Source organism: Citrobacter sp. Cf088, assembly GCF_030334295.1.
Taxonomy (GTDB): domain Bacteria; phylum Pseudomonadota; class Gammaproteobacteria; order Enterobacterales; family Enterobacteriaceae; genus Citrobacter; species Citrobacter freundii.
In genome coordinates this window covers 62,169-86,292 of record NZ_JAOWEE010000058.1, presented here as the reverse complement: position 1 = coordinate 86,292, position 24,124 = coordinate 62,169, and the positions used below count along the sequence as shown (strand labels likewise).

The following is a 24,124-nucleotide window of genomic DNA, read 5'->3' as shown; positions in this document are numbered from 1 at the left end:
AAACCTTATTAAGCCAAAGGATTCACCATTTTTTGATGTTTCCTCGCAAAGCGCAATATATGGCACAAATAGCCTGTTTAAACCGCTTGCAATGGGCCATAGCTCTTTTACCATTAGTCATTATCACTGCGTTAAGCAAATCAGGACATTATTATGGCTTTTACATCTTTTCCTCCTCGCCAGCCTTTCGCGTCAACGCGTTTGCCTCTGACGCTAATGACGCTCGATGACTGGGCGCTCGCCACCATCACCGGTGTCGACAGTGAGAAGTATATTCAGGGTCAGGTCACGGCGGATGTCAGCCAGATGACCGAGCATCAGCACCTGTTAGCTGCACATTGTGACGCCAAAGGTAAAATGTGGAGCAACCTGCGTCTGTTCCGACAGGGTGACGGTTTTGCATGGCTTGAGCGCCGTAGCCTGCGTGATGCGCAGCTCACCGAGCTGAAAAAATACGCGGTCTTCTCGAAGGTGGCGATTGCCCCGGATGACGAGCGTGTCCTGCTGGGCGTTGCGGGATTCCAGGCACGTGCAGCGCTGGCCAATCTCTTTAGCGAATTACCGAACAGTGATAAGCAGGCCATTACCGAAGGTGCCTCCACGGTATTGTGGTTCGAACACCCTGCTGAACGTTTTCTGCTAATCGTTGATGCCACCACAGCAGAAACCTTGGTTGAAAAGCTGCGTGGCGAAGCAGAGTTAAATAACAGCCAGCAGTGGCTGGCGCTGGATATCGAAGCGGGTATCCCCGTTATTGATACAGCCAACAGTGCACAGTTTATTCCACAGGCTACCAATCTGCAGGCTTTGGGCGGGATCAGCTTTAAAAAAGGCTGCTACACCGGTCAGGAAATGGTTGCTCGTGCAAAATTCCGCGGAGCCAATAAACGCGCCATGTGGACTTTGGCGGGTGCCGCCGGTCGAGTACCGGAAGCTGGCGAAGACCTTGAATTAAAAATGGGCGAGAACTGGCGTCGTACCGGTACCGTACTTGCCGCAGTAAAACTGGCCGATGGTCAGGTACTGGTGCAAGTTGTGATGAATAACGACATGGAGGCCGACAGCGTGTTCCGCGTTCGTGACGACGCAAAAACGCTGCAAATCGTACCGCTGCCGTATTCGCTGGAAGAGTAAATGAATAATGCCTGATTGCGATGCGTCTATCAGGCATGCTGGCTTTTGTTTTGTAGGCCGGATAAGGCGCTAGCCTCCATCCGGCGTCAGTGATTACGCCTGACCAACGTACAGATAGATCGCCAGGAAGTGGCAAACGCTGCCGCCCAGCACAAAGCCGTGCCAGATCGCATGGTTATAAGGAATACGCTTACAGACGTAGAAAATTACGCCCAGGGAATACACCACACCGCCAACAGCCAGCAACGTCACGCCTCCCGCTGCCAACTTAACCGCCAGTTGATACACCACAATCAGCGATAGCCAGCCCATTGTCAGGTAGGTTACCAGCGACAGAACCTTAAATCGGTGCGCAATGGTCAGTTTGAATAAAATACCGATCAGCGCCAGGCTCCAGATAACAATCATCAGTCCACGTGCCAGCGGCGAATCAAGCCCCACCAGCAGAAATGGCGTGTAGGTCCCGGCAATCAGCAGATAAATCGCACAGTGGTCAAATTTTTTCAGCCAGACTTTCGCTCTCTGATGGGGGATCGCGTGATACAAGGTTGAGGCGAGGAACAGCAGGATCATGCTGCCGCCGTACAGGCTATAGCTGGTAATGGCCATAGCGCTGGCGTTGGTATCTACTGCCTGGACCAGTAATAACACCAGTCCGACAATCCCAAACACCAGCCCGATACCGTGACTGATGCTATTGGCTATTTCCTCTGCCAACGAATATCCCTGCGCGATTAATGGCTTCTGAACCATAAGTTACTCCCCAGAAACGAACACTTTCGTTATTGCGCCTCTAGCGTAACTGAGAATGGTTCCAGTGAACACCTGTTAGCTAAAATAAATATCACATTAATATTAATCCTTTAAAATCATTGTGTTGTAAGTGATTTTTCAACTAACAGATGTTTCTTTAAATCAAAGGCATTTAAAATCAATCACATAAAATTGCGTCTGATTCGGGTAAATCTCGGCAATCACATGTTTAAGTTCTTCAAGCGTCATGTTTTCCTGCTGGGCATGTTTATCCGTTAGCGTATCCAGCGTGACGGTTGAGGTGCCAACAACCTCAATCGTGCAGAAGTAACCGTCATCTTCGAAGCGCCCAACCCGTAAAATGTCCCCGGCTTTGAAGTGTGATTCGGACTCGTCACGAATGGTGATGGTCTTGCGTCCGGCCAGAATGTCATCCTGGAAACGCTGAAAAAAAGTGATGTCATTTGGCTGCATGTTATTATTCCCTGTAGATGAAGTCTGATGAGTGAGTTTTGCCATTGTGAGTATGTTCTCCCACGCTGCCATCGCCAGTCTCAACAATCTTGAGATGCTGGTCTACAACTATGTCATCAAAAACCGTGACAAAGTCATGTACATGACCATTCGCGAGCTGGCCGATGCCGTGGGTGTTTCCACTACCACCGTACTGCGCTTTTGCCGCAAGCTTAAATGTGAAGGTTACTCAGAATTTCGCGTGCGCTTCAAATTATATTTAGAGCAGAATGAACCGCAACAGGCTAATTTCGGTGCCAGCGAAATTATCAGTTTCTTTAAAGGCGTCAATAACGACGAGTTCGATAAACTGCTCGATCAGGCTGTTGATATTATATTATCGTCCGAACGTATTATATTCGTCGGAGCAGGAACGTCTGGAGCGCTGGCAAAATATGGCGCACGTTTTTTCTCAAACGTCGGTAAATTCAGTAATCACATTGACGATCCTTATTTCCCGGTAACTAACGACATGGCCAGAAACGCGCTGGCGATCGTGCTTTCCGTATCTGGTGAAACAGAAGAGATCCTGCGCTTTGCCAGCCAGTTCAGTCTGCACAACTGTAAGGTTCTGTCGGTCACCAGCCATGAACACTCTCGCCTGGCGAAACTCGCCGACTTTAACCTCTCCTGGCATGTTCCACAAACACGTATTGCCGGGGTATACGATATAACCACGCAGATCCCCGTTATTTATATTCTGGAATCACTCGGTCGCAAGCTGGCGAAAAGAATAGCGTAAAAAACAATCTGTTTTTTTGATGTAACAAATCACATTTACGCTATTTTGTTATATCGTGACATTTATCTTTCCTTTGTTAGACTCAAAATCAGATTGTATTAATTTGAGACTGAGCGCAGATGAAAAAACTTACCTTACCAAACGATTTTTTATGGGGCGGCGCGGTTGCGGCGCACCAGGTTGAAGGCGGCTGGAACAAAGGTGGCAAAGGCCCCAGCATTTGCGACGTACTGACCGGAGGGGCACACGGTGTTCCGCGAGAAATCACTCAGGAAGTTGAGCCCGGTAAGTACTACCCCAACCACGAAGCTGTCGATTTTTACAGTCATTACAAAGAAGACATCAAGCTGTTTGCCGAGATGGGGTTCAAATGCTTCCGTACCTCCATCGCCTGGACCCGTATCTTCCCCAAAGGGGACGAAATCCAACCGAATGAAGAAGGGCTAAAGTTCTACGACGACATGTTCGATGAACTGCTGAAGTACAACATTGAACCAGTCATCACCCTTTCCCACTTTGAAATGCCGCTGCACCTGGTTCAACAGTACGGTAGCTGGACCAATCGTAAAGTCGTCGATTTCTTTGTCCGTTTTGCTGAAGTCGTTTTTGAGCGCTATAAGCACAAGGTCAAATACTGGATGACCTTCAATGAGATCAACAACCAGCGTAACTGGCGCGCGCCGCTGTTTGGCTATTGCTGCTCCGGCGTGGTGTATACCGAGCATGAAAACCCTGAAGAGACTATGTACCAGGTGCTGCATCACCAGTTCGTGGCCAGCGCGCTGGCGGTAAAGGCGGCACGTCGCATCAACCCGGAAATGAAAGTAGGCTGCATGCTGGCGATGGTGCCACTGTACCCGTTCTCCTGTAAGCCTGAAGATGTGATGTTCGCGCAGGAATCGATGCGTGAGCGCTACGTTTTCACTGACGTTCAGCTGCGCGGCTACTATCCATCATATGTACTGAACGAGTGGGAACGCCGCGAATTCAACATCCGAATGGAGGCCGGCGATGAGCAAATCCTGCGTGAAGGCACCTGTGACTATCTCGGATTCAGTTACTACATGACCAACGCGGTAAAAGCGGAAGGCGGCAGCGGCGATGCCATTTCTGGTTTTGAGGGCAGCGTACCGAACCCGCACGTAAAAGCCTCCGACTGGGGCTGGCAGATTGACCCCGTCGGTCTACGCTATGCCTTATGTGAGCTGTATGAACGCTACCAGAAGCCGCTGTTTATCGTTGAAAACGGGTTTGGCGCTTATGACAAAGTAGAAGAAGACGGCAGCATCAACGACGACTATCGCATCGACTATCTGCGCGCCCACATCGAAGAAATGATGAAAGCGGTGACCTATGATGGCGTAGACCTGATGGGCTACACGCCATGGGGCTGCATCGACTGCGTATCGTTTACCACCGGTCAGTACAGCAAACGTTACGGCTTTATCTACGTGAACAAACATGACGACGGCACCGGCGATATGTCGCGTTCACGAAAGAAGAGTTTTGACTGGTACAAAGAGGTGATTGCCAGCAACGGCGAGAATCTGTAATTTTTGCCGGATGGCGGCGTAAACGCCTTGTCCAGCCTACAGGTTATACTCCCGTAGGCTGGATAAACGCAGCGCTATCCGGCAATCAAGTCCCTACTTCCCGCCCGCCAGTTCAAGAAAACTGCCCGTTACGTAAGATGCCTTCTCGCTCAACAGCCAGGTAATTGCCTGCGCGACTTCTTCCGGCTGCCCGCCACGCTGCATAGGCAACAGTGATTTCACGCGATCGACCCTTCCCGGCTCGCCGCCTGATGCGTGCATTTCAGTGTAGATAAGACCTGGTCGCACGCAGTTTACGCGGATCCCTTGCGCCGCAACCTCCAGCGCCAGGCCGGTGGTGAGCGTGTCCACAGCACCTTTCGAGGCCGCGTAATCAACATATTCGAATGGCGCACCAAGCCGCGATGCCGCCGAAGAGACATTTACAATCGCGCCACCCTGACCGCCGTGCTTGAACGACATGCGCTTTACCGCTTCCCGACAGCACAGAAAATAGCCGGTAACGTTGGTTGCCAGTACGCGATTAATTCGTTCGGCGGTTAAGTTTTCGACCGTGCTTTGCTCAAACAAGATCCCGGCATTATTCACCAGGGCAGTCAGTTGCTCGCCTTCACGGTCAATAGACTCAAACATTGCCACCACCTGGCTTTCATCACTGATATCCGCACGCAAAGCAAATGCTTTACCGCCTGCAGCGACGATGCTGTTCACCACCTCGGTTGCCGCACGAATATTGTGATGAAAATTCACGGCGACCGTGTAACCCTCTTGCGCCAGTTGCAGCGCGGTTGCTCGACCAATGCCACGACTGCCGCCCGTCACCAATGCTATAGCCATAACGTTTCTCCCAAAAAATAAAGGCGCCGAAGCGCCTTTAAAAGATAGTTGAATCAGCAGATTACTGATATTCGCTCATCGGTACACAGGAGCAGAACAGGTTACGGTCACCGTAAACGTCATCAAGGCGTTTCACGGTTGGCCAGTATTTGTTCGCCACACCCGCCGGGAAGACGGCGATTTCGCGGCTATAACCGTGATTCCACTCCGCGACCAGCTCGTTTTGCGTGTGCGGTGAGTTAACCAGCGGGTTATCTTCCAGTGACCATTCACCGGCTTTCACGCGATCGATCTCAGAGCGGATTGCCAGCATCGCATTGATAAAGCGATCCAGTTCCACTTTGCTTTCAGATTCAGTCGGTTCAACCATCAGGGTACCCGCGACCGGGAATGACATAGTCGGCGCATGGAAACCGTAATCGATTAGGCGCTTGGCAATATCCAGTTCGCTGATGCCGGTCTCTTCTTTCAGTGGACGAATGTCGAGAATACATTCATGCGCCACGCGACCATCGCGACCGGTATACAGTACCGGATAAGCATCTTTCAGACGGCTGGCAATGTAGTTAGCGTTAAGAATCGCCACCTGGCTTGCCTGCTTCAGACCTTCTGCGCCCATCATACGGATGTACATCCAGCTGATTGGCAGAATGGATGCGCTACCGAACGGCGCCGCAGAAACTGCGCCCTGACGGGTCAGCATCCCTTCAATCTGCACTACGCTGTGGCCCGGTACAAACGGCGCCAGATGTGATTTCACGCCGATCGGTCCCATACCTGGGCCGCCGCCGCCGTGCGGAATGCAGAATGTTTTATGCAGGTTGAGGTGCGAGACATCTGCGCCAATAAAGCCCGGCGTGGTGATCCCAACCTGAGCGTTCATGTTAGCGCCATCAAGGTAAACCTGGCCGCCGAACTGGTGCACAACGTCGCACACTTCACGGATCGTTTCTTCATAAACGCCGTGGGTGGATGGGTATGTCACCATGATGCAAGAAAGGTTGTCGGCATGTTGTTCTGCTTTTGCTCGCAGATCGTCCAGGTCGATGTTGCCGTTCTTATCACAGGCGACCACCACTACCTGCATACCCGCCATCTGTGCAGATGCCGGGTTGGTACCGTGGGCAGAAGCCGGGATCAAGCAGATATCGCGATGACCTTCGTTACGGCTTTCGTGATAATGACGAATCGCCAGCAGACCCGCATACTCGCCCTGCGCACCGGAGTTCGGCTGCATGCAGACGGCATCATAACCGGTCAGTTTAACCAACCACTCGGAAAGCTGGCCGATCATCTGGTGATAACCTTCAGCCTGCTCTGGCGGGCAGAACGGATGCAGCTCAGCGAATTCAGGCCAGGTGATAGGGATCATCTCGGCAGCGGCGTTGAGCTTCATGGTGCAGGAACCCAGCGGGATCATTGCCTGATTCAGCGCCAGATCTTTACGCTCCAGTGAGTGCATGTAGCGCATCATCTCGGTTTCACTGTGATAGCGGTTGAACACCGGATGGCTGAGGATCGCATCGTCACGCAGCATGCTTTCCTGAATAGAACGGCTGTCGAGCGCCACGTCTTTATCCAGCGTATCGATGTTCAGAGCGTGACTGTCGCCCAGCAGTACATTGAACAACTGCACCACGTTTTCACGGGTGGTGGTTTCATCGAGCGTAATACCTACCGCGTTATGGATATCGCTACGCAGGTTGATTTCTGCCGCTTCGGCACGCGCCAGCACTGCGGCCTTATCGGCTACTTCAACGCACAGGGTGTCGAAGTAGTGCGCATGACGCAGCTTCAATCCTTTCTGTTGCAGACCGGCTGCCAGGATATCAGTCAGGCGGTGGATGCGATTAGCAATGCGTTTCAGGCCAACTGGACCATGATAAACAGCATACAGACTGGCGATGTTGGCCAGCAGGACCTGCGAGGTACAAATGTTGGAGTTCGCTTTCTCGCGGCGGATATGCTGCTCACGAGTCTGCATCGCCATGCGCAGTGCGGTATTGCCCGCCGCATCTTTGGAGACGCCGATAATACGGCCTGGCATGGAGCGTTTGAATTCGTCTTTAGCGGCGAAGAATGCCGCGTGTGGGCCACCGTAACCCATCGGTACGCCGAAGCGTTGTGCAGAACCGAAAACGATATCCGCGCCCTGTTTGCCCGGAGCAGTCAGCAGTACCAGCGCCATAAAGTCGGCAGCGACACTGACCACAACTTTACGGGATTTCAGCTCGGTAATCAGTTTGCTGTAGTCATGCACTTCACCGGTGGTGCCAACCTGCTGCAACAGCACGCCAAACACATCCTGGTGATCCAGTGCTTTCGCCGCGTCATCAACAATCACCTCAAAACCAAAGGTTTGTGCACGAGTACGCACGACGTCCAGCGTTTGCGGATGAACATCAGCCGCAACGAAGAAGCGGTTGGCGTTTTTCAGTTTGCTGACGCGTTTTGCCATCGCCATCGCTTCAGCCGCCGCGGTGGCTTCATCCAGCAGAGAGGCGGAGGCCATGTCCAGACCGGTCAGATCCAGTGTGACCTGCTGGAAGTTGAGCAGCGCTTCCAGACGCCCCTGAGAGACTTCCGGCTGATACGGCGTATACGCAGTGTACCAGCCCGGGTTTTCCAGCATGTTGCGCAGGATAACCGGTGGCAACTGCACGGCGGTGTAGCCCATACCAATGTAGGACGTGAAGCGCTTGTTACGCCCAGCGATGGCTTTTAATTCAGCCAGCGCAGCGTATTCGGTCGCCGCCTCGCCCACCTGCGGCGGGGTTGCGAGCTGAATGTCTTTCGGCACAATCTGGCCGATCAGCGCGTTTAACGACTCGGCGCCAACCGCATTCAGCATCTCTTGCTGCTGCGCGGCGTCCGGTCCGATGTGGCGTTCAATGAAAGCGCCGCTGTTTTCAAGCTGGCTTAACGTCTGTGTCATGGGCGATGGTTCCTGAAACGTGCAGTGAATCGTGATTGTCTCTGTCTACGAGCCCGGCAGCGCTAGCGCTTACCGGGTCTACGCATGCTTTGTAGGCCGGATAAGCGCAGCGCCATCCGGCAAAAGCGTATTTACTCGTCTTCTAACAATGCTTCATATGCGGTCGCATCCAGCAGCGATTCAATTTCGCTTTCATCGCTGGCTTTGATTTTGAAAATCCAGCCGCCCGCATACGGCTCGCTGTTGACCAGTTCCGGGGAGTCGCTGAGCGCGTCGTTAACCGCCACAATCTCACCACCTACTGGCGCATAGATATCGGATGCCGCTTTTACGGACTCCGCAACGGCACAATCATCGCCCGCGCTCACAGTTGCGCCAACTTCTGGCAGGTCAACGAAAACCATGTCACCTAACAGCTCCTGAGCGTGTTCGGTGATACCAACGGTGTAAGAGCCGTCAGCTTCTTTGCGCAGCCATTCGTGTTCTTTGCTGTATTTCAGTTCTGCAGGTACGTTGCTCATCAATCAATCTCCAAAAAAGGATGAATTACGCGACGGCTTTGCCGTTACGCACAAAAACAGGTTTAGTCACTTTTACCGGCATTTCGCGGTTACGGATCTGCACGATCGCAGTTTCGCCGATACCCGCAGGGACACGCGCCAACGCGATGCTGTAACCAAGAGTTGGGGAGAATGTCCCGCTGGTGATAATGCCTTCCTGCTGGTTGCCGGAAGCATCGGTGAAGCGCACCGGCAGTTCATTACGCAGCACGCCTTTCTCGGTCATCACCAGCCCGACCAGTTGTTCGTGGCCTTTTTCACGCTGCATTTCCAACGCTTCACGACCGATAAAGTCGCGGTCAGCCGGTTCCCATGCGATGGTCCAGCCCATGTTAGCCGCCAGTGGAGAAATGCCTTCGTCCATCTCCTGACCGTACAGGTTCATGCCCGCTTCCAGACGCAACGTGTCACGCGCGCCGAGACCGCATGGTTTGACACCTGCTTGTACCAGCGCACGCCAGAAATCTGCCGCTTTTTCATTCGGCATGGCAATTTCATAACCTGCTTCGCCGGTATAACCGGTGGTTGCGATAAACAAATCACCCGCCTGAACGCCAAAGAACGGCTTCATGCCTGCTACCGCCTGACGCTGCTCGTCAGTAAACAACGTAGCTGCTTTTTCCTGTGCGTTTGGACCCTGTACCGCAATCAGCGACAGGTCGTCACGAACGGTGATGTCGATAGCGTATGGTTCAGCGTGTTGGGTAATCCAGGAGAGGTCTTTTTCGCGGGTGGCGGAGTTTACAACGAGGCGGAAGAAATCTTCAGTGAAGTAGTAGACAATCAGGTCATCTATCACGCCGCCCGAAGCGTTAAGCATACCGGAGTAGAGGGCTTTACCCGTCTTCGTTAGCTTTGCGACGTCGTTTGCCAGCAGATAACGCAAGAACTCCCGGGTGCGGCTACCGCGCAGGTCGACGATGGTCATATGCGACACATCAAACATTCCGGCATCGGTGCGAACAGCATGGTGTTCATCGAGCTGAGAACCGTAATGCAGTGGCATCATCCAGCCATGGAAATCGACCATGCGCGCGCCACACAGCGTGTGTTGTTCGTACAAAGGAGTCTGTTGAGCCATCTTTTCCTCGTTGAATAAGCGGGGCTACCAACTCTTTCGCGGTGAAATTTTCGCCACGAAACCCAGCACCGCAGCCGCTCCAGGGGCTACGACGCAAACGTTCTCTTTGTCCTGAACTTACCACCGAAACAGACGCTAAACCATAAGTCAAAATTAACCATCACATTAGCTTATGGCGAAAAACAGCCAGATCGCCAACAGAATAAAACTCTATTCACATAGTAATAAATCAGAATAAAAAACAAAGATAAGCGCAAACCTACAGCACCAATCCACATTAAATGTGGAAAAAATGTCAAAAATGGCGTTATGAAAAAAACGTGATATTAAAAAAACTAATGCGAAAAAAGGCGTGGAATTAGATTATTTCAAATGAGAGAAGCACCCCGGCGCGCAGGCCGGGAGAGGAAAGTGTGACGGGTCTCAAACTCTTAAGATTGTCCTTACGGACACTAACGTAACCACTCGGGAAGATCGTTCAGTCCCATCGCCTGACGGATGAGTTGTGGTTTTACGCCCGGGAGGGTATCGGCCAGTTTCAGCCCAATATCGCGTAGCAGTTTTTTCGCCGGATTCTCGCCTGCAAACAGTTCACGGAAACCCTGCATCCCTGCCAGCATCAGCGCTGCGCTGTGCTTACGGCTGCGTTCGTAGCGGCGTAAATAAAGATACTGACCAATATCTTTACCCTGACGCTGTAGCCGCTTAAGTTCATCGATCAGCTCCGCCGCATCCATAAAGCCAAGGTTAACCCCCTGACCCGCCAGCGGGTGGATGGTATGCGCCGCATCCCCCACCAGCGCCAGACGATGGGCGGCGAACTGACGGGCATAACGTCCCGTCAGCGGAAATGCCTGGCGTTCGCTTTCAAGGCTGCACAGCCCCAGACGATTATCAAAAGCGATATTCAGCGCCTGATTAAACTCGTCAACGCTTGCCTGCTGCATACGTTCTGCTTCCTGCGGCGAGAGCGACCAGACGATAGAACACAGGTGTGGATCGCTGAGCGGCAGGAATGCCAGGATCCCCTCGCCGTGAAACGCCTGACGCGCAACTGCACCGTGCGCTTCCTGCGTACGGATAGTCGCCACCAGCGCATGATGACGATAATCCCAGAAGGTGAGCGGAATATCCGCTTTGTTGCGCAGCCAGGAGTTAGCACCATCAGCACCAACGACCAGACGAGCCGTCAGCATTGCGCCATCTTTCAGGGTCAGAAATGCTTCGTTCTCACCCCAGGCCACCTGCTGTAATTCAGCAGGTGCCATCAGCGTAATATCCGCTGAACGCTGCGCCTTTTGCCACAGCGCATAATGAATCTCTGAGTTTTCGACAATGTGCCCCAAATGGCTGTAGCCCATGCTCTGGTCATCAAACGCAATACGCCCAAAGCTGTCTTTGTCCCAGACTTCCATGCCGTGGTAGCAGCAAGCGCGACGGGCAACAATGTCGGACCAGACGCCAAGACGGGTAAGCAGTTTTTCGCTGGCGGCATTAATGGCCGAAACACGAAGCTGAGGAGGTGCATCCGCCGCCAACGGCTGCGGAACATGTTGTTCTAATACAGCAACGCGCAACCCGCTGCCCTGTAAGCCGCAGGCAACCGCCAGTCCTACCATGCCGCCACCAACAATTGCTACATCAACACTTTGCACTGTTTGCTCCTGAAAATAGGACAATCAAAAACCGTAGGCCGGATAAGGCAAAGCCGCCATCCGGCATCAATTCCGCGACATTGCCTGATGGCGCTGCGCTTATCAGGCCTACTTCTTTAATTCGGCCTACAGATTATATTTAGCGCGCAACCCAGCCCAGGGTCCGCTCCGCCAGCGCATCGCGCGCAGGGGGGAATAATTCCATCGCCATCAGCCCGGCATTACGCCCAACAACCAGCGGGGCCCAGTGATTGGCAAACAAATACACTAAATTATTGGTCACACCAACCGTCGTATCACGATCGCTTTCGCGGCGCTGCTGATAGCGTGCCAGCACCGCATAATCACCCACATCTTCCGCGCCGTTTTCCGCCTGCGTCAACGTCTCAGCCAGGCTCATTACGTCACGCAGGCCCAGGTTGAAACCTTGCCCGGCAATGGGATGCAGCGTCTGGGCGGCGTTCCCTACCAACACGGTACGATGGGTAATCGCCTTCAGCGCTGTAGTTAACGAAAGCGGATAGGCGCTGCGTTTACCGGCCTGGGTAATACGTCCCAGTCGCCAGCCAAAAGCGGTTTGTAGTTCACGGCAAAACTGTTCGTCGGACCAGGCCATAATCTCATCACGCTGCTCCAGCGGATGGCACCACACCAACGAGCAGCGACCGTCAGACATCGGCAGCATTGCCAGCGGACCATATTGCGTGAAGCGTTCAAACGCTCGCCCGTCGTGCGGTACAGAGGTCGTGACGTTGGCAATTACCGCCAGTTGCTCATAAGGCTGTTGCAGCCAGTCAACACCGCAGGCGGTAGCCAGTGCGGAGCGCGTACCGTCGGCGGCCACCAGCAGGCGACCATCAATTATTTCGCCATTTTCCAGCGTTACTTCTACGCGCTCCTGTGTGCGCGACACGCTGGCTACGCGATCGGGGCAGTGCAATGTGATGCCCGGAGCTTTGCGCAGCAGCGCAAACAGACGCAGCCCGACGTCGTGCAGTTCTACCACCTGGCCCAGAGCCGGAATACGGTATTCCTGCGCATCCAGCGTCACAAATCCGGCATGACCGCGATCGCTGACGTGAACCGTTTTAATGGCCGTTGCGCAATCGGCAATCGCCTGCCATACGCCAATTCGCGCCAGCTGTTGGCAGGTTCCTGCCGCCAGAGCGATCGCCCTGGCATCAAACCCGGGATGGCGGTCAGTTTCAGGTTCGCTCGCTTCTATCAGATGAACCGGCAGAGTCCCATGGCTGAGCTGAGAAATGGCCAACGCCAGCGTCGCGCCAACCATACCACCACCAACGATAATCACGCTCATTGCAGTCGCGCCGCAGCCATTAAGGCTTCAATGTCATCCGCTTTCTTCACTACGCTGGCGGTCAGGTTTTCATTGCCGTCCTCGGTGATGAGAATGTCATCCTCAATACGAATGCCGATACCACGATAAGCCGGTGGTACATCGGCGTCTGGCGCGATATACAGTCCCGGCTCGACGGTGAGCACCATTCCCGGCTCAAGAATACGTGAGCGGTCCTGACCATAAACGCCGACGTCGTGCACATCCAGCCCAAGCCAGTGGCTTAGACCATGCATAAAGAATGGGCGATGTGCATTTTCGGTAATCAACTGATCGACATCACCGTGCAAAATACCGAGTTTCACCAGACCCGTAATCATGATGCGCACCACTTCGCCGGTGACTTCCTGAATGGACGTTCCGGGACGATACAGACGCAGGCTGGTCTCTAAGGATTCCAGCACGATATCGTAGATTTCACGCTGTGCTGGGGTAAATTTACCATTTACCGGAAAGGTACGCGTAATGTCGCCCGCATAGCCTTTGTATTCACAGCCAGCGTCGATCAGCACCAAATCGCCATCGCGCATTTCACTTTCATTTTCGGTGTAATGCAGGATACAGCCGTTTTCACCGCTGCCGACAATCGTGTTATAGGACGGATAACGCGCACCATGGCGGGTAAATTCGTGGTGAATCTCCCCTTCTAACTGGTATTCAAACATTCCCGGACGGCATTTTTCCATCGCACGGGTATGCGCCAGCGCGGTGATTTCTCCGGCACGACGCATGACCGCAATCTCTTCCGGTGATTTGAACAGGCGCATCTCATGCACCATTGGACGCCAGTCGATAATCGCGGCAGGTGCGTGCAGATTTTGTCTGGAGCCTTTACGCAGTTTATCCAGTGCCGTGCACACAATCTCGTCGGCCCAGGCATATTCGCCCTGTGCGTGGTAGACCGCGTCCAGGCCATTGAGCAACAGGTGCAGCTGTTGGTTGATTTCACTGAAGGCCAGCGCCCGGTCAACGCCAAGTTTTGCCGGGGCAGCATCCTGGCCCAGACGGCGACCAAACCAGATCTCCGCCGTCAGATCGCGAACCCGATTGAACAAAATGCTATGGTTATGAGTGTCATCGCTTTTAATCAACACCAGCACGGCTTCAGGTTCGTTAAAACCGGTGAAGTACCAGAAATCACTGCTTTGGCGGTACGGGTATTCACTGTCCGCGCTGCGCGTCGCTTCAGGCGCGGCAAAAATCAGCGCGGCGCTGCCGGGCTGCATTTGTGCCAGTAAAGCCTGGCGACGACGCTGGAATTCTTGCTGAGATATCTCGCTCATCACACTCTCCTTTGCGTTTCGTTCTTAGTGCAGAGTCGGTTTACGGACTTCCGGCGCAGTCGGCTGCTGACGCGTAAACGTGTCATGACACAGCAAAGCGGCTACGCGCACGTATTCGATGATCTCTTCGAGCGACATTTCCAGCTCTTCCTGATCTTCGTCTTCGTCATACCCTAACTGCGCGATATTGCGCAGGTCGTCAATCGCTTCCCCGGTTTCGCCGGTTACTTTGTCGAGCTTCGGCTGCGTGACGCCAAGGCCCAGCAAAAAGTGGTTTACCCATCCCGCCAGCGCATCAGCGCGATCGAACACGCTGACGTCATCCCCTTCAGGCAGATAAAGCTGAAAAAGGAAGCCGTCGTCTTCGAGGGCATCGCTGGTGGCAGAGTGCATTTTCAGCAGCGCCTGAGCCAGCTCGTGACCAAAGGCCAGACCTTCGTTCGTCAGGTCGTGCAACAGCGGCTGCCATGAGCTGTCGTTGTTTCCACCGCAAATCATTCCGCTTATCAAGCCGTGCATTTCGGCCGGGGTTAATCCAGCCCCTTGTTGGTTCAAAAACTGGCTAACTTCGTTGTAACCAGGCATTTCGTTCTGTATAGACATAAGCATTCGTCATCAAAGGGAGGAATATTCATGGTATGCTACCACTTTGGACCCTGGTGGACCAGAAAAGGGCTTGTATCTTGATACCAGGGTAGCTATAGTGTCGCCCCTTCGCGGACCCACGGTCTGGAGACGAAGGCAGCGCAGTCAATCAGCAGGAAGGTGGCATGTCTGCACAACCCGTCGATATCCAAATATTTGGCCGTTCACTGCGAGTGAATTGCCCGCCTGAACAAAGGGATGCGTTGAATCAGGCTGCGGACGATCTCAATCAGCGATTGCAAGATCTGAAAGTTCGCACTAGAGTCACAAATACTGAGCAGTTGGTTTTCATCGCCGCGTTGAACATCAGCTATGAATTAACTCAGGAAAAAGCGAAGACGCGTGAGTACGCGGCGAGCATGGAGCAACGTATTCGGATGCTACAACAGACCATCGAACAGGCGTTGCTTGATCAGGGTCGCATAACCGAAAAAACGGGCCAAAACTTTGAATAACACTTTTCGGTTTACTGTGGTAGAGTGACCGTGAAGACAAAATTTCTCTGAGATGTTTGCAAGCGGGCCAGTCCCCTGAGCCGATATTTCATACCACAAGAATGTGGCGCTCCACGGTTGGTGAGCATGCTCGGCCCGTCCGAGAAGCCTTAAAACTGTGACGACACATTCACCTTGAACCAAGGGTTCAAGGGTTACAGCCTGCGGCGGCATCTCGGAGATTCCCTTCTACCTGGCAACAGCCATGACATTACTTTCTGAACTCCCTTTATCCCGGCAAGAAATTCGTCAACTGATTCGGCAGCGTCGTCGTGCGCTTACCTCCGAACAGCAACGACAATACGGTCAGCAAGCCGCGACCCGAATGCTCAGCTTTCCCCCTGTTGTACTCGCTCATACGGTGGCAGTATTCCTCTCGTTCGATGGCGAACTCGATACCCAGCCGCTAATAGATCAGCTGTGGCGAGCGGGCAAGCGCGTTTATCTTCCGGTTCTTCATCCCTTCAGCGCCGGTAATTTGCTGTTCCTGCACTATCATCCGCATAGCGACCTGGTAACCAATCGCTTAAAGATCCAGGAACCACGACTTGATGTACGTGACGTATTACCGCTGTCACAGCTGGATGTACTGATTACGCCGCTAGTGGCGTTTGATGAATATGGGCAACGCCTGGGCATGGGCGGCGGATTTTATGACCGCACGCTACAAAACTGGCAGCAGCATAAGATCCAGCCCGTAGGCTACGCGCACGATTGTCAGCGAGTAGAAAAGCTGCCTGTTGAAGAATGGGATATCCCGCTGCCTGCGGTGGTGACGCCGTCAAAAGTATGGGAATGGTAGCTTTTTTGTCGATTGACAGCGCCGTTTTTTTAAACTAACTTTCTCGGTGAAGGGTGAGGGAGGCGAACCTCCCTCCTGCGTACTCTCTGTTAATATGCTGGCGAAGCGATGATTAACAGGATCAGCAGCATGATGACGTATCTCATCATCGTCCCTTTCCTTTTTAAAGCCTCTGCTTCGGTAGGGGCTTTCCCGTTTCAGCACGATGCTGAGCCCCTATCGTAAATTCCTTTTATTGATGTACAACGCAGAGCGCAGCCTTTAATTACCAATTGCGGCAAAGATCGAAAACGGAATGTATGCGTTACACAAAGAGATAGTAAGGCAGGATAATCAGAGGAAAGATGGGCAGGTCAACTGCCTGCCCATGTAGAGGAAATCAGTACAGCAGACGAGCGCGAATGGTTCCCGGAAGAGCTTTCATCGCCTGCAGCGCTTTCTCCGCCACATCTTCATCCGCTTCAATATCAATAACTACGTAACCTACCTGTGCGGAAGTCTGCAGATACTGTGCGGCAATGTTGACGCCCTGTTCGGCAAAAATCTGGTTCAGCGCGGTCAGTACGCCCGGACGGTTTTCGTGAATGTGCATCAGACGACGACCGCCGTGTAGCGGCAGCGAAACTTCCGGGAAGTTAACTGCAGACAGCGTAGAGCCGTTGTCGGAATACTTGGTCAGTTTCCCAGCCACTTCCAGACCGATGTTTTCCTGCGCTTCCAGCGTTGAACCACCAATGTGCGGCGTCAGGATCACGTTGTCGAAATCACACAGCGGCGAGGTGAAAGGATCGCTGTTGGTTGCCGGCTCGGTTGGGAATACGTCGATTGCCGCCCCTGCCAGGTGCTTGGTCGCTAACGCGTCGCACAGCGCAGGAATATCAACAACCGTACCACGTGCGGCGTTAATCAGCAGCGCGCCTGGTTTCATCAACGCAATCTCACGCGCGCCCATCAGATTTTTGGTGGAGGCATTTTCCGGTACGTGCAAACTGACCACGTCGCTCATATTGAGCAGGTCGGAAAGATGCTGCACCTGCGTGGCGTTGCCGAGTGGGAGTTTATTTTCAATATCATAGAAATAGACATGCATCCCCAGCGATTCCGCCAGAATGCCTAGCTGAGTACCAATGTGGCCGTAGCCGATGATCCCCAGTTTTTTGCCACGCGCTTCAAAGGAGCCGGTAGCCAGTTTGTTCCACACGCCGCGGTGTGCTTTGGCGTTCGCTTCGGGTACACCGCGTAGCAGGAGAAGCAGTTCGCCAATCACCAGTTCCGCAACGGAACGCGTGTTAGAGAATGGCGCGTTAAACACGGGGATCCCGCGCTTTGCCGCAGCGGTCAGATCAACCTGGTTGGTGCCGATACAGAAGCAGCCAATCGCGACCAGTTTCTCTGCGGCGTCAATCACATCTTCAGTCAGATGGGTACGGGATCGCAGGCCAATGAAGTGGGCATCACGGATGGACTCTTTCAGTTGTTCAGTGTCCAGAGCGCCTTTGTGAAACTCAATGTTGGTATAACCTGCTGCACGAAGGCTTTCGAGTGCTTTTTGATGCACGCCTTCTACCAGCAGAAATTTAATCTTATCTTTCTCCAGTGATACCTTTGCCATTTCCCCGACCCTGTCTTTTTTTATTCAAACTGATGTGTTGTGTGTGGGATTTTCATCCGCCTCTTCAACATATCAAAAAATAATATTGCGGCAATATGAACGTTTGCGTCGCCGTGCTGAAGAAATGTCATTCAGAGAGAAATGTCAGAGGAAAATACTGGCGATAACTTTTTCTTTGGAGAGATCGGCAGGACAATATTATAAACGTGACACAAGTCACCAAATTTGCCCTGCCAAAATTTTTTTAACGGGAGAAGACACTCCCATCAGATCATTTTACGATAGTTTTCACGCCGTCTGGGGTACCGATCAGCGCGACATCCGCACCACGGTTGGCAAACAGACCGACGGTTACCACGCCCGGAATCGCATTGATGGCGTTTTCCATGGCCACGGCGTCAAGGATCTCCAGACCATGTACATCAAGGATCACGTTGCCGTTGTCCGTCACTACGCCCTGACGGTATTCAGGACGACCGCCCAGCTTCACCAACTGGCGAGCCACAGCGCTGCGCGCCATTGGGATCACTTCAACCGGCAGCGGGAAGTTGCCGAGAATGTCGACTTCTTTGGACGCATCCGCGATGCAGATAAATTTCTTCGCCACGGAAGCAATGATTTTTTCACGAGTCAACGCTGCACCGCCGCCCTTAATCATCTGCATGTGGCCGTTGATTTCATCCGCGCCGTCCACGTATACGCCGAGACTATCAACTTCGTTAAGATCGAACACGTGGATGCCAAGGCTTTTGAGTTTTTCGGTTGAAGCGTCCGAACTGGATACCGCACCTTCAATCTGACCTTTCATTGTGCCCAGCGCATCAATAAAGTGTGCGGCTGTTGAACCTGTACCTACGCCCACAATGGTACCGGGCTGTACATACTGAAGTGCCGCCCATCCTACTGCTTTTTTCAGTTCATCCTGCGTCATGATCGTTTCGCCTGTGGTGTGAATATGGTGGGAAAATTCACGCGCATTATAGAACATTGTGCAGAAAAATGTCCCCACACCCGCTCGCAAGCGGCGGATTTCGTCTTTACCCAACCTAAATTTGTGTCATAGTGCAGAACAAGCAAAATTTTCAGGAGTGCGTCAAAGCAATGAAACGTCCGGACTACAGAACACTACAAGCACTGGATGCGGTTATTCGTGAACGAGGATTTGAGCGCGCGGCGCAAAAGCTGTGCATCACGCAATCCGCGGTTTCACAGCGCATAAAACAGCTTGAGAATATGTTCGGACAACCGCTGCTGGTGCGTACCGTACCACCACGCCCAACCGAACAGGGGCAGAAACTACTGGCGCTTTTGCGTCAGGTTGAACTGCTGGAAGACGAGTGGCTGGGTGATGAACAAACCGGATCGACGCCGCTGCTGCTCTCACTGGCAGTGAACGCCGACAGTCTGGCGACCTGGTTGCTTCCGGCGTTAGCCCCGGTACTGGCCAATTCACCGATTCGGCTGAACCTGCAGGTTGAGGATGAAACGCGCACCCAGGAACGTCTGCGTCGTGGTGAAGTGGTCGGGGCTGTGAGTATCCAACATCAGGCGCTGCCAAGCTGTCTGGTGGATAAACTCGGCGCGCTGGACTACCTGTTTGTTGGCTCCAAACCTTTCGCCGAGCGTTATTTCCCTAACGGCGTCACCCGCTCCGCCCTGCTGAAAGCCCCGGCGGTAGCGTTTGACCATCTTGATGATATGCATCAGGCGTTCCTGCAACAAAACTTCGACCTGCCGCCGGGAAGCGTGCCGTGCCACATCGTTAACTCTTCTGAAGCCTTCGTCCAGTTGGCACGTCAGGGCACCACCTGCTGCATGATCCCGCACTTACAGATTGAGAAAGAGCTGGAAAGCGGCGAGCTGATCGATTTAACGCCAGGTCTGTTCCAGCGTCGGATGCTGTACTGGCACCGTTTTGCACCGGAAAGCCGCATGATGCGCAACGTTACCGACGCGCTGCTGGAATACGGGCACAAGGTGTTGCGTCAGGATTAAACCGTTTATTGCTCCAGAGTGCCGGATGGTGGCGTAACGCCTTATCCGGCCGACAATCCTTACCCTCTTTTCATGCTATTCCCGCCACGTCTTTGAAATACATCACAAAATAAAACATGCCATGCGGCAAAAAACGACGCCCTGTTGGCTATTTTTTGCTGGCGACAAGCCAAATGAAAAAGCTCACCGTATCCGCAAAGATTCAACTTATTGCGTAATACGGAGCAAAAAATGGCAAATGTGCAGGAGTGGCAAACACTCGCTAATAAAGAACTCAGTCGACGGGAAAAAACCGTCGAATCGCTGGAAAGACAGACGGCGGAAGGAATTGCCATCAAGCCGCTATACACTGAAGCGGACCTCGATAATCTGGAAGTCACGGGCACTCTTCCCGGCCTACCGCCTTACGTGCGTGGCCCGCGCGCCACCATGTATACCGCGCAGCCGTGGACCATTCGCCAGTACGCTGGTTTCTCTACCGCCAAAGAGTCCAACGCCTTTTACCGCCGCAACCTCGCCGCCGGGCAAAAAGGACTTTCCGTCGCCTTTGACCTTGCCACCCATCGCGGCTATGACTCTGACAACCCGCGCGTGGCAGGTGACGTCGGCAAAGCGGGCGTGGCGATCGATACTGTCGAAGATATGAAGGTGCTGTTCGACCAAATTCCGCTGGATAAGATGTCGGTATCAATGACCATGAACGGCGCGGTGCTGCCGGTACTGGCGTTTTATATCGTAGCTGCAGAAGAACAAGGCGTAACGCCGGAGCAACTCACCGGGACCATTCAGAACGATATTCTGAAAGAGTACCTGTGCCGCAACACCTACATTTACCCGCCAAAACCTTCAATGCGCATCATCGCCGACATCATCGCCTGGTGTTCCGCCAATATGCCGCGCTATAACACCATCAGTATCAGCGGTTATCACATGGGGGAAGCCGGGGCGAACTGCGTCCAGCAGGTGGCGTTTACGCTGGCTGACGGCATTGAGTACATCAAAGCCGCGCTGTCTGCCGGGCTGAAAATTGATGACTTCGCGCCGCGCCTGTCATTCTTCTTCGGCATCGGCATGGATCTGTTTATGAACGTCGCCATGCTGCGCGCGGCTCGCTATTTGTGGAGTGAAGCAGTCAGCGGTTTTGGCGCAAACAACCCGAAATCTCTCGCTCTGCGTACCCACTGCCAGACCTCCGGCTGGAGTCTGACCGAACAGGATCCTTACAACAACGTGATCCGCACGACCATTGAAGCGCTCGGCGCTACGCTTGGCGGCACCCAGTCTCTGCATACCAACGCCTTTGATGAGGCGCTCGGGCTACCCACCGATTTCTCCGCCCGCATCGCACGTAATACACAGATCATCATTCAGGAAGAGTCAGAGATCTGCCGCACCGTCGATCCGCTGGCCGGATCGTATTACGTCGAGTCGCTCACCGATCAAATCGTGAAGCAAGCGCGCACGATCATCAAACAAATTGATGAGGCAGGCGGCATGGCGAAAGCGATCGAAGCCGGGCTCCCTAAACGGATGATCGAAGAAGCTTCCGCGCGCGAGCAGTCGCTGATCGACCAGGGTAAACGCGTTATCGTCGGCGTGAATAAGTACAAGCTGGATAAAGAAGACGAAACGTCGGTACTGGAAATCGACAACGTGAAGGTACGCAACGAGCAAATTGCCTCGTTGCAGCATATCCGCGCAACTCGCGACACAGATGCCGTCAATGCCGCACTCGCGGCGCTGACCCACGCCGCGCAGCATAATGAAAATCTGCTGGCCGCCGCCGTTAACGCCGCCCGCGTTCGCGCCACGCTCGGTGAGATCTCCGACGCACTGGAAACCGCTTTTGACCGCTATCTGGTTCCCAGCCAGTGCGTCACCGGCGTGATTGCGCAAAGCTATCACCAGTCCGACAAATCCGCCGATGAGTTCGACGCCATCGTTGCGCAAACCGAACAGTTCCTCGCGGAAAATGGTCGCCGACCGAGGATCCTGATCGCCAAGATGGGCCAGGATGGTCACGATCGCGGCGCGAAAGTGATCGCCAGCGCCTACTCCGATCTCGGCTTCGATGTCGATCTCAGTCCGATGTTCTCCACACCAGAAGAGATCGCCCGTCTGGCGGTAGAAAACGATGTGCATGTAATAGGCGCATCGTCACTGGCGGCGGGTCATAAAACGCTGATCCCGGAACTGGTTACCGCGCTCAAAAAATGGGGGCGTGAAGATATCTGCGTGGTAGCAGGAGGCGTTATTCCGCCACAGGATTACGCCTTCCTGCACGAGCATGGCGTGGCAGCCATTTATGGCCCCGGCACGCCAATGCTCGACAGCGTCCGCGATGTGCTAACCCGTATCAGTCAGCATCATGATTAACGCCGCCACGCTTGAGGATACCGTCCGTCGCTTGCGACTTGGCGAACGGGCAACGCTCGCCCAGGCGATGACGCTGGTCGAAAGCAGCCACCCGCGCCACCAGCCGCTGAGTACGCAGTTGCTGGACGCAATTATGCCGTTCACCGGTAACGCCCTGCGTTTGGGGATAACCGGTACGCCGGGCGCGGGCAAAAGCACCTTTCTGGAAGCATTCGGCATGCTGTTAATCCGTCACGGATTACGGGTGGCGGTGATCGCCGTCGATCCCAGCAGCCCGGTTAGCGGCGGCAGCATTCTTGGCGATAAAACCCGCATGACGGAGCTGTCTCGCGCCGAATCTGCGTTTATTCGCCCGGTCCCTTCCAGCGGTCATTTAGGCGGAGCCAGCCAGCGCGCCCGCGAATTAATGCTGCTTTGCGAAGCGGCTGGCTTTGACGTGGTGATTGTAGAAACCGTCGGCGTTGGGCAGTCAGAAACCGAAGTCGCAGGCATGGTGGATTGCTTTATCTCACTGCAAATCGCCGGCGGTGGCGACGATTTGCAAGGCATCAAAAAAGGTCTGATGGAAATGGCGGATCTGGTCGTCATCAATAAGGACGACGGCGAGAACCATGCCAGCGTGGCCATCGCCCGCCATATGTACGAATCCGCCCTGCATATTCTGCGCCGTAAATATGACGAGTGGCAGCCGCTGGTTCTGACCTGTAGCGCCCTGGAAAAACGCGGTATTGAGGAGGTCTGGCAGGCGATAACCGACTTTAAAACGTGCCTTAGCGCCAGCGGTCGACTGGAAAAAGTCCGCCAGCAGCAGGCGGTGGACTGGTTACACCAGCAGGCTGAAGAAGAAGCCCTACATCTGCTGTTTGCGCGGACTGATTTCGACCGCTATTTCCAGCAGACGCTACAGGCCGTCAAAAATAACGATCTGTCGCCGCGCACCGGTCTGCGGCACATCAGCGAATTTATCCAGCATCATTACTTTCAATAAAGAGAACATTATGTCTTATCAATACGTCAACGTGGTCATCATCCAGAAAGTCGCGGTTATTGAGTTCAATTACGCCCGCAAGCTCAATGCCCTGAGTAAAGTGTTTATTGACGATCTGATGCAGGCGCTGAGCGATCTCAATCGTGCGGACATTCGCTGCATCATTCTGCGCGCTCCGAGTGGAGCCAAAGTTTTCTCTGCCGGGCATGATATTCATGAACTCCCGACCGGACGTCGCGATCCGCTCTCCTATGACGATCCGCTGCGTCAGATAACCCGCATGATCCAAAAATATCCAAAACCGGTGATCTCTATGGTTGAAGGCAGCGTCTGGGGCGGCGCATTTGAGATGATCATGAGTTCCGATCTGATCATCGCCGCTGAAACATCCACCTTCTCGATGACCCCGGTCAACCTCGGCGTGCCGTATAACCTGGTCGGCATCCACAACCTGACTCGCGACGCCGGTTTTCACATCGTGAAAGAGCTGATCTTTACCGCCTCACCGATTACCGCTCAGCGTGCGATGGCCGTCGGGATCCTCAACCATGTGGTTCCTGTAGACGAACTGGAGGATTTCACTCTGCAAATGGCGCACCACATCTCGGAGAAAGCGCCGCTGGCGATCGCTGTCATTAAAGAAGAGCTGCGCGTACTGGGTGAAGCGCACACCATGAATTCCGATGAGTTCGAGCGCATTCAGGGCATGCGCCGCGCGGTGTACGACAGCGAGGATTATCAGGAAGGGATGAACGCGTTTATGGAAAAACGTAAACCTAATTTTGTCGGCCATTAATCACGTCTGAGGA

Annotated in this window: 21 protein-coding genes and 1 other RNA gene; 10 read left to right on the top strand and 12 right to left on the bottom strand. The window is 53.6% G+C overall.

Annotated elements, in window-relative coordinates; all coding sequences use genetic code 11:
• Window positions 1-153: 153 nt before the first annotated feature.
• Window positions 154-1,134 carry a tRNA-modifying protein YgfZ gene (gene ygfZ, locus OGV71_RS23750; protein ID WP_204583293.1) on the top strand — a complete coding sequence of 327 codons (981 nt, stop codon included), beginning with the start codon at window positions 154-156 and terminating at the stop codon, window positions 1,132-1,134.
• A 93-nt stretch (window positions 1,135-1,227) separates the two neighbouring features.
• Here ygfZ and trhA read toward each other — a convergent pair whose 3' ends face one another.
• A complete protein-coding gene (gene trhA / locus OGV71_RS23745; RefSeq protein WP_003026947.1) occupies window positions 1,228-1,887 on the bottom strand; it encodes a PAQR family membrane homeostasis protein TrhA in 660 nt (219 codons plus the stop codon).
• A 162-nt stretch (window positions 1,888-2,049) separates the two neighbouring features.
• Window positions 2,050-2,361 (bottom strand): N(4)-acetylcytidine aminohydrolase, encoded by a 312-nt coding sequence (yqfB, locus tag OGV71_RS23740; RefSeq protein WP_003026949.1) that lies wholly within the window; start codon window positions 2,359-2,361, stop codon window positions 2,050-2,052.
• Between the two features lie 52 nt (window positions 2,362-2,413).
• Here yqfB and OGV71_RS23735 point away from each other — a divergent pair, with 52 nt between their 5' ends.
• On the top strand, window positions 2,414-3,142 hold the full coding sequence (locus OGV71_RS23735) for a MurR/RpiR family transcriptional regulator (protein WP_003838265.1): 729 nt from the start codon (window positions 2,414-2,416) through the stop codon (window positions 3,140-3,142).
• 119 nt (window positions 3,143-3,261) lie between these two features.
• Window positions 3,262-4,695, top strand: a complete 1,434-nt coding sequence (bglA, locus tag OGV71_RS23730) for a 6-phospho-beta-glucosidase BglA (RefSeq protein WP_102191048.1) — start codon at window positions 3,262-3,264, stop codon at window positions 4,693-4,695.
• A gap of 93 nt (window positions 4,696-4,788) precedes the next feature.
• Here bglA and OGV71_RS23725 read toward each other — a convergent pair whose 3' ends face one another.
• The 8 genes from OGV71_RS23725 to OGV71_RS23690 all read right to left on the bottom strand — a co-directional run bounded on the left by OGV71_RS23725 (window position 4,789) and on the right by OGV71_RS23690 (window position 15,006).
• Window positions 4,789-5,532, bottom strand: coding sequence for an SDR family oxidoreductase (locus OGV71_RS23725; RefSeq protein ID WP_204583292.1), 744 nt, complete (start codon window positions 5,530-5,532; stop codon window positions 4,789-4,791).
• A 61-nt stretch (window positions 5,533-5,593) separates the two neighbouring features.
• Window positions 5,594-8,467 (bottom strand): aminomethyl-transferring glycine dehydrogenase, encoded by a 2,874-nt coding sequence (gene gcvP / locus OGV71_RS23720; protein ID WP_204583291.1) that lies wholly within the window; start codon window positions 8,465-8,467, stop codon window positions 5,594-5,596.
• Between the two features lie 131 nt (window positions 8,468-8,598).
• Window positions 8,599-8,988: a glycine cleavage system protein GcvH gene (gcvH, locus tag OGV71_RS23715; protein ID WP_003026965.1), complete on the bottom strand. Its 390-nt coding sequence runs from the start codon at window positions 8,986-8,988 to the stop codon at window positions 8,599-8,601.
• 25 nt (window positions 8,989-9,013) lie between these two features.
• Complete coding sequence (gene gcvT, locus OGV71_RS23710; RefSeq protein WP_003026967.1) at window positions 9,014-10,108, bottom strand: glycine cleavage system aminomethyltransferase GcvT; 1,095 nt, start codon at window positions 10,106-10,108, stop codon at window positions 9,014-9,016.
• A 452-nt stretch (window positions 10,109-10,560) separates the two neighbouring features.
• Window positions 10,561-11,763, bottom strand: a complete 1,203-nt coding sequence (gene ubiI / locus OGV71_RS23705) for an FAD-dependent 2-octaprenylphenol hydroxylase (RefSeq protein ID WP_003838254.1) — start codon at window positions 11,761-11,763, stop codon at window positions 10,561-10,563.
• Window positions 11,764-11,902: 139 nt separating this feature from the next.
• Complete coding sequence (gene ubiH / locus OGV71_RS23700; RefSeq protein ID WP_204583290.1) at window positions 11,903-13,081, bottom strand: 2-octaprenyl-6-methoxyphenyl hydroxylase; 1,179 nt, start codon at window positions 13,079-13,081, stop codon at window positions 11,903-11,905.
• On the bottom strand, window positions 13,078-14,403 hold the full coding sequence (gene pepP, locus OGV71_RS23695; protein ID WP_071697476.1) for a Xaa-Pro aminopeptidase: 1,326 nt from the start codon (window positions 14,401-14,403) through the stop codon (window positions 13,078-13,080). The genes ubiH and pepP overlap by 4 nt, the downstream gene beginning before the upstream one ends.
• A gap of 24 nt (window positions 14,404-14,427) precedes the next feature.
• Complete coding sequence (locus OGV71_RS23690; protein WP_003026978.1) at window positions 14,428-15,006, bottom strand: YecA/YgfB family protein; 579 nt, start codon at window positions 15,004-15,006, stop codon at window positions 14,428-14,430.
• Window positions 15,007-15,173: 167 nt separating this feature from the next.
• On the opposite strand from OGV71_RS23690, the gene zapA reads away from it, so the two are divergent.
• The 3 genes from zapA to OGV71_RS23675 all read left to right on the top strand — a co-directional run bounded on the left by zapA (window position 15,174) and on the right by OGV71_RS23675 (window position 16,344).
• A complete protein-coding gene (gene zapA / locus OGV71_RS23685; protein WP_003026980.1) occupies window positions 15,174-15,503 on the top strand; it encodes a cell division protein ZapA in 330 nt (109 codons plus the stop codon).
• A 41-nt stretch (window positions 15,504-15,544) separates the two neighbouring features.
• Window positions 15,545-15,728, top strand: a non-coding RNA gene (gene ssrS / locus OGV71_RS23680) — 6S RNA.
• Between the two features lie 19 nt (window positions 15,729-15,747).
• Window positions 15,748-16,344, top strand: coding sequence for a 5-formyltetrahydrofolate cyclo-ligase (locus tag OGV71_RS23675; RefSeq protein WP_046670315.1), 597 nt, complete (start codon window positions 15,748-15,750; stop codon window positions 16,342-16,344).
• 379 nt (window positions 16,345-16,723) lie between these two features.
• Here OGV71_RS23675 and serA read toward each other — a convergent pair whose 3' ends face one another.
• Together serA and rpiA are read right to left on the bottom strand one after the other, a co-directional pair.
• Entirely contained in the window at window positions 16,724-17,956 is a 1,233-nt protein-coding gene (serA, locus tag OGV71_RS23670) for a phosphoglycerate dehydrogenase (RefSeq protein WP_048217182.1), read from the bottom strand.
• 271 nt (window positions 17,957-18,227) lie between these two features.
• Window positions 18,228-18,887: a ribose-5-phosphate isomerase RpiA gene (gene rpiA, locus OGV71_RS23665; protein ID WP_003026986.1), complete on the bottom strand. Its 660-nt coding sequence runs from the start codon at window positions 18,885-18,887 to the stop codon at window positions 18,228-18,230.
• A gap of 170 nt (window positions 18,888-19,057) precedes the next feature.
• Between rpiA and argP the strand changes: the two genes are divergently transcribed.
• The 4 genes from argP (at window position 19,058) to scpB (ending at window position 24,111) form a co-directional block, all read left to right on the top strand.
• Window positions 19,058-19,951, top strand: a complete 894-nt coding sequence (argP, locus tag OGV71_RS23660; RefSeq protein WP_003026988.1) for a DNA-binding transcriptional regulator ArgP — start codon at window positions 19,058-19,060, stop codon at window positions 19,949-19,951.
• Window positions 19,952-20,182: 231 nt separating this feature from the next.
• Entirely contained in the window at window positions 20,183-22,327 is a 2,145-nt protein-coding gene (gene scpA, locus OGV71_RS23655; RefSeq protein ID WP_003838245.1) for a methylmalonyl-CoA mutase, read from the top strand.
• Entirely contained in the window at window positions 22,320-23,315 is a 996-nt protein-coding gene (gene meaB / locus OGV71_RS23650; RefSeq protein WP_048218558.1) for a methylmalonyl Co-A mutase-associated GTPase MeaB, read from the top strand. The genes scpA and meaB overlap by 8 nt, the downstream gene beginning before the upstream one ends.
• Window positions 23,316-23,325: 10 nt before the next feature.
• Window positions 23,326-24,111 carry a methylmalonyl-CoA decarboxylase gene (gene scpB, locus OGV71_RS23645; protein WP_003026994.1) on the top strand — a complete coding sequence of 262 codons (786 nt, stop codon included), beginning with the start codon at window positions 23,326-23,328 and terminating at the stop codon, window positions 24,109-24,111.
• Window positions 24,112-24,124: the final 13 nt, after the last annotated feature.

Coding starts and splice junctions, on each gene's coding strand:
- ygfZ (WP_204583293.1), top strand. CDS start 154: ATGGCTTTTACATCTTTTCCTCCTCGCCAGCCTTTCGCGTCAACGCGT.
- trhA (WP_003026947.1), bottom strand. CDS start 1,887: ATGGTTCAGAAGCCATTAATCGCGCAGGGATATTCGTTGGCAGAGGAA.
- yqfB (WP_003026949.1), bottom strand. CDS start 2,361: ATGCAGCCAAATGACATCACTTTTTTTCAGCGTTTCCAGGATGACATT.
- OGV71_RS23735 (WP_003838265.1), top strand. CDS start 2,414: ATGTTCTCCCACGCTGCCATCGCCAGTCTCAACAATCTTGAGATGCTG.
- bglA (WP_102191048.1), top strand. CDS start 3,262: ATGAAAAAACTTACCTTACCAAACGATTTTTTATGGGGCGGCGCGGTT.
- OGV71_RS23725 (WP_204583292.1), bottom strand. CDS start 5,532: ATGGCTATAGCATTGGTGACGGGCGGCAGTCGTGGCATTGGTCGAGCA.
- gcvP (WP_204583291.1), bottom strand. CDS start 8,467: ATGACACAGACGTTAAGCCAGCTTGAAAACAGCGGCGCTTTCATTGAA.
- gcvH (WP_003026965.1), bottom strand. CDS start 8,988: ATGAGCAACGTACCTGCAGAACTGAAATACAGCAAAGAACACGAATGG.
- gcvT (WP_003026967.1), bottom strand. CDS start 10,108: ATGGCTCAACAGACTCCTTTGTACGAACAACACACGCTGTGTGGCGCG.
- ubiH (WP_204583290.1), bottom strand. CDS start 13,081: ATGAGCGTGATTATCGTTGGTGGTGGTATGGTTGGCGCGACGCTGGCG.
- pepP (WP_071697476.1), bottom strand. CDS start 14,403: ATGAGCGAGATATCTCAGCAAGAATTCCAGCGTCGTCGCCAGGCTTTA.
- OGV71_RS23690 (WP_003026978.1), bottom strand. CDS start 15,006: ATGTCTATACAGAACGAAATGCCTGGTTACAACGAAGTTAGCCAGTTT.
- zapA (WP_003026980.1), top strand. CDS start 15,174: ATGTCTGCACAACCCGTCGATATCCAAATATTTGGCCGTTCACTGCGA.
- OGV71_RS23675 (WP_046670315.1), top strand. CDS start 15,748: ATGACATTACTTTCTGAACTCCCTTTATCCCGGCAAGAAATTCGTCAA.
- serA (WP_048217182.1), bottom strand. CDS start 17,956: ATGGCAAAGGTATCACTGGAGAAAGATAAGATTAAATTTCTGCTGGTA.
- rpiA (WP_003026986.1), bottom strand. CDS start 18,887: ATGACGCAGGATGAACTGAAAAAAGCAGTAGGATGGGCGGCACTTCAG.
- argP (WP_003026988.1), top strand. CDS start 19,058: ATGAAACGTCCGGACTACAGAACACTACAAGCACTGGATGCGGTTATT.
- scpA (WP_003838245.1), top strand. CDS start 20,183: ATGGCAAATGTGCAGGAGTGGCAAACACTCGCTAATAAAGAACTCAGT.
- meaB (WP_048218558.1), top strand. CDS start 22,320: ATGATTAACGCCGCCACGCTTGAGGATACCGTCCGTCGCTTGCGACTT.
- scpB (WP_003026994.1), top strand. CDS start 23,326: ATGTCTTATCAATACGTCAACGTGGTCATCATCCAGAAAGTCGCGGTT.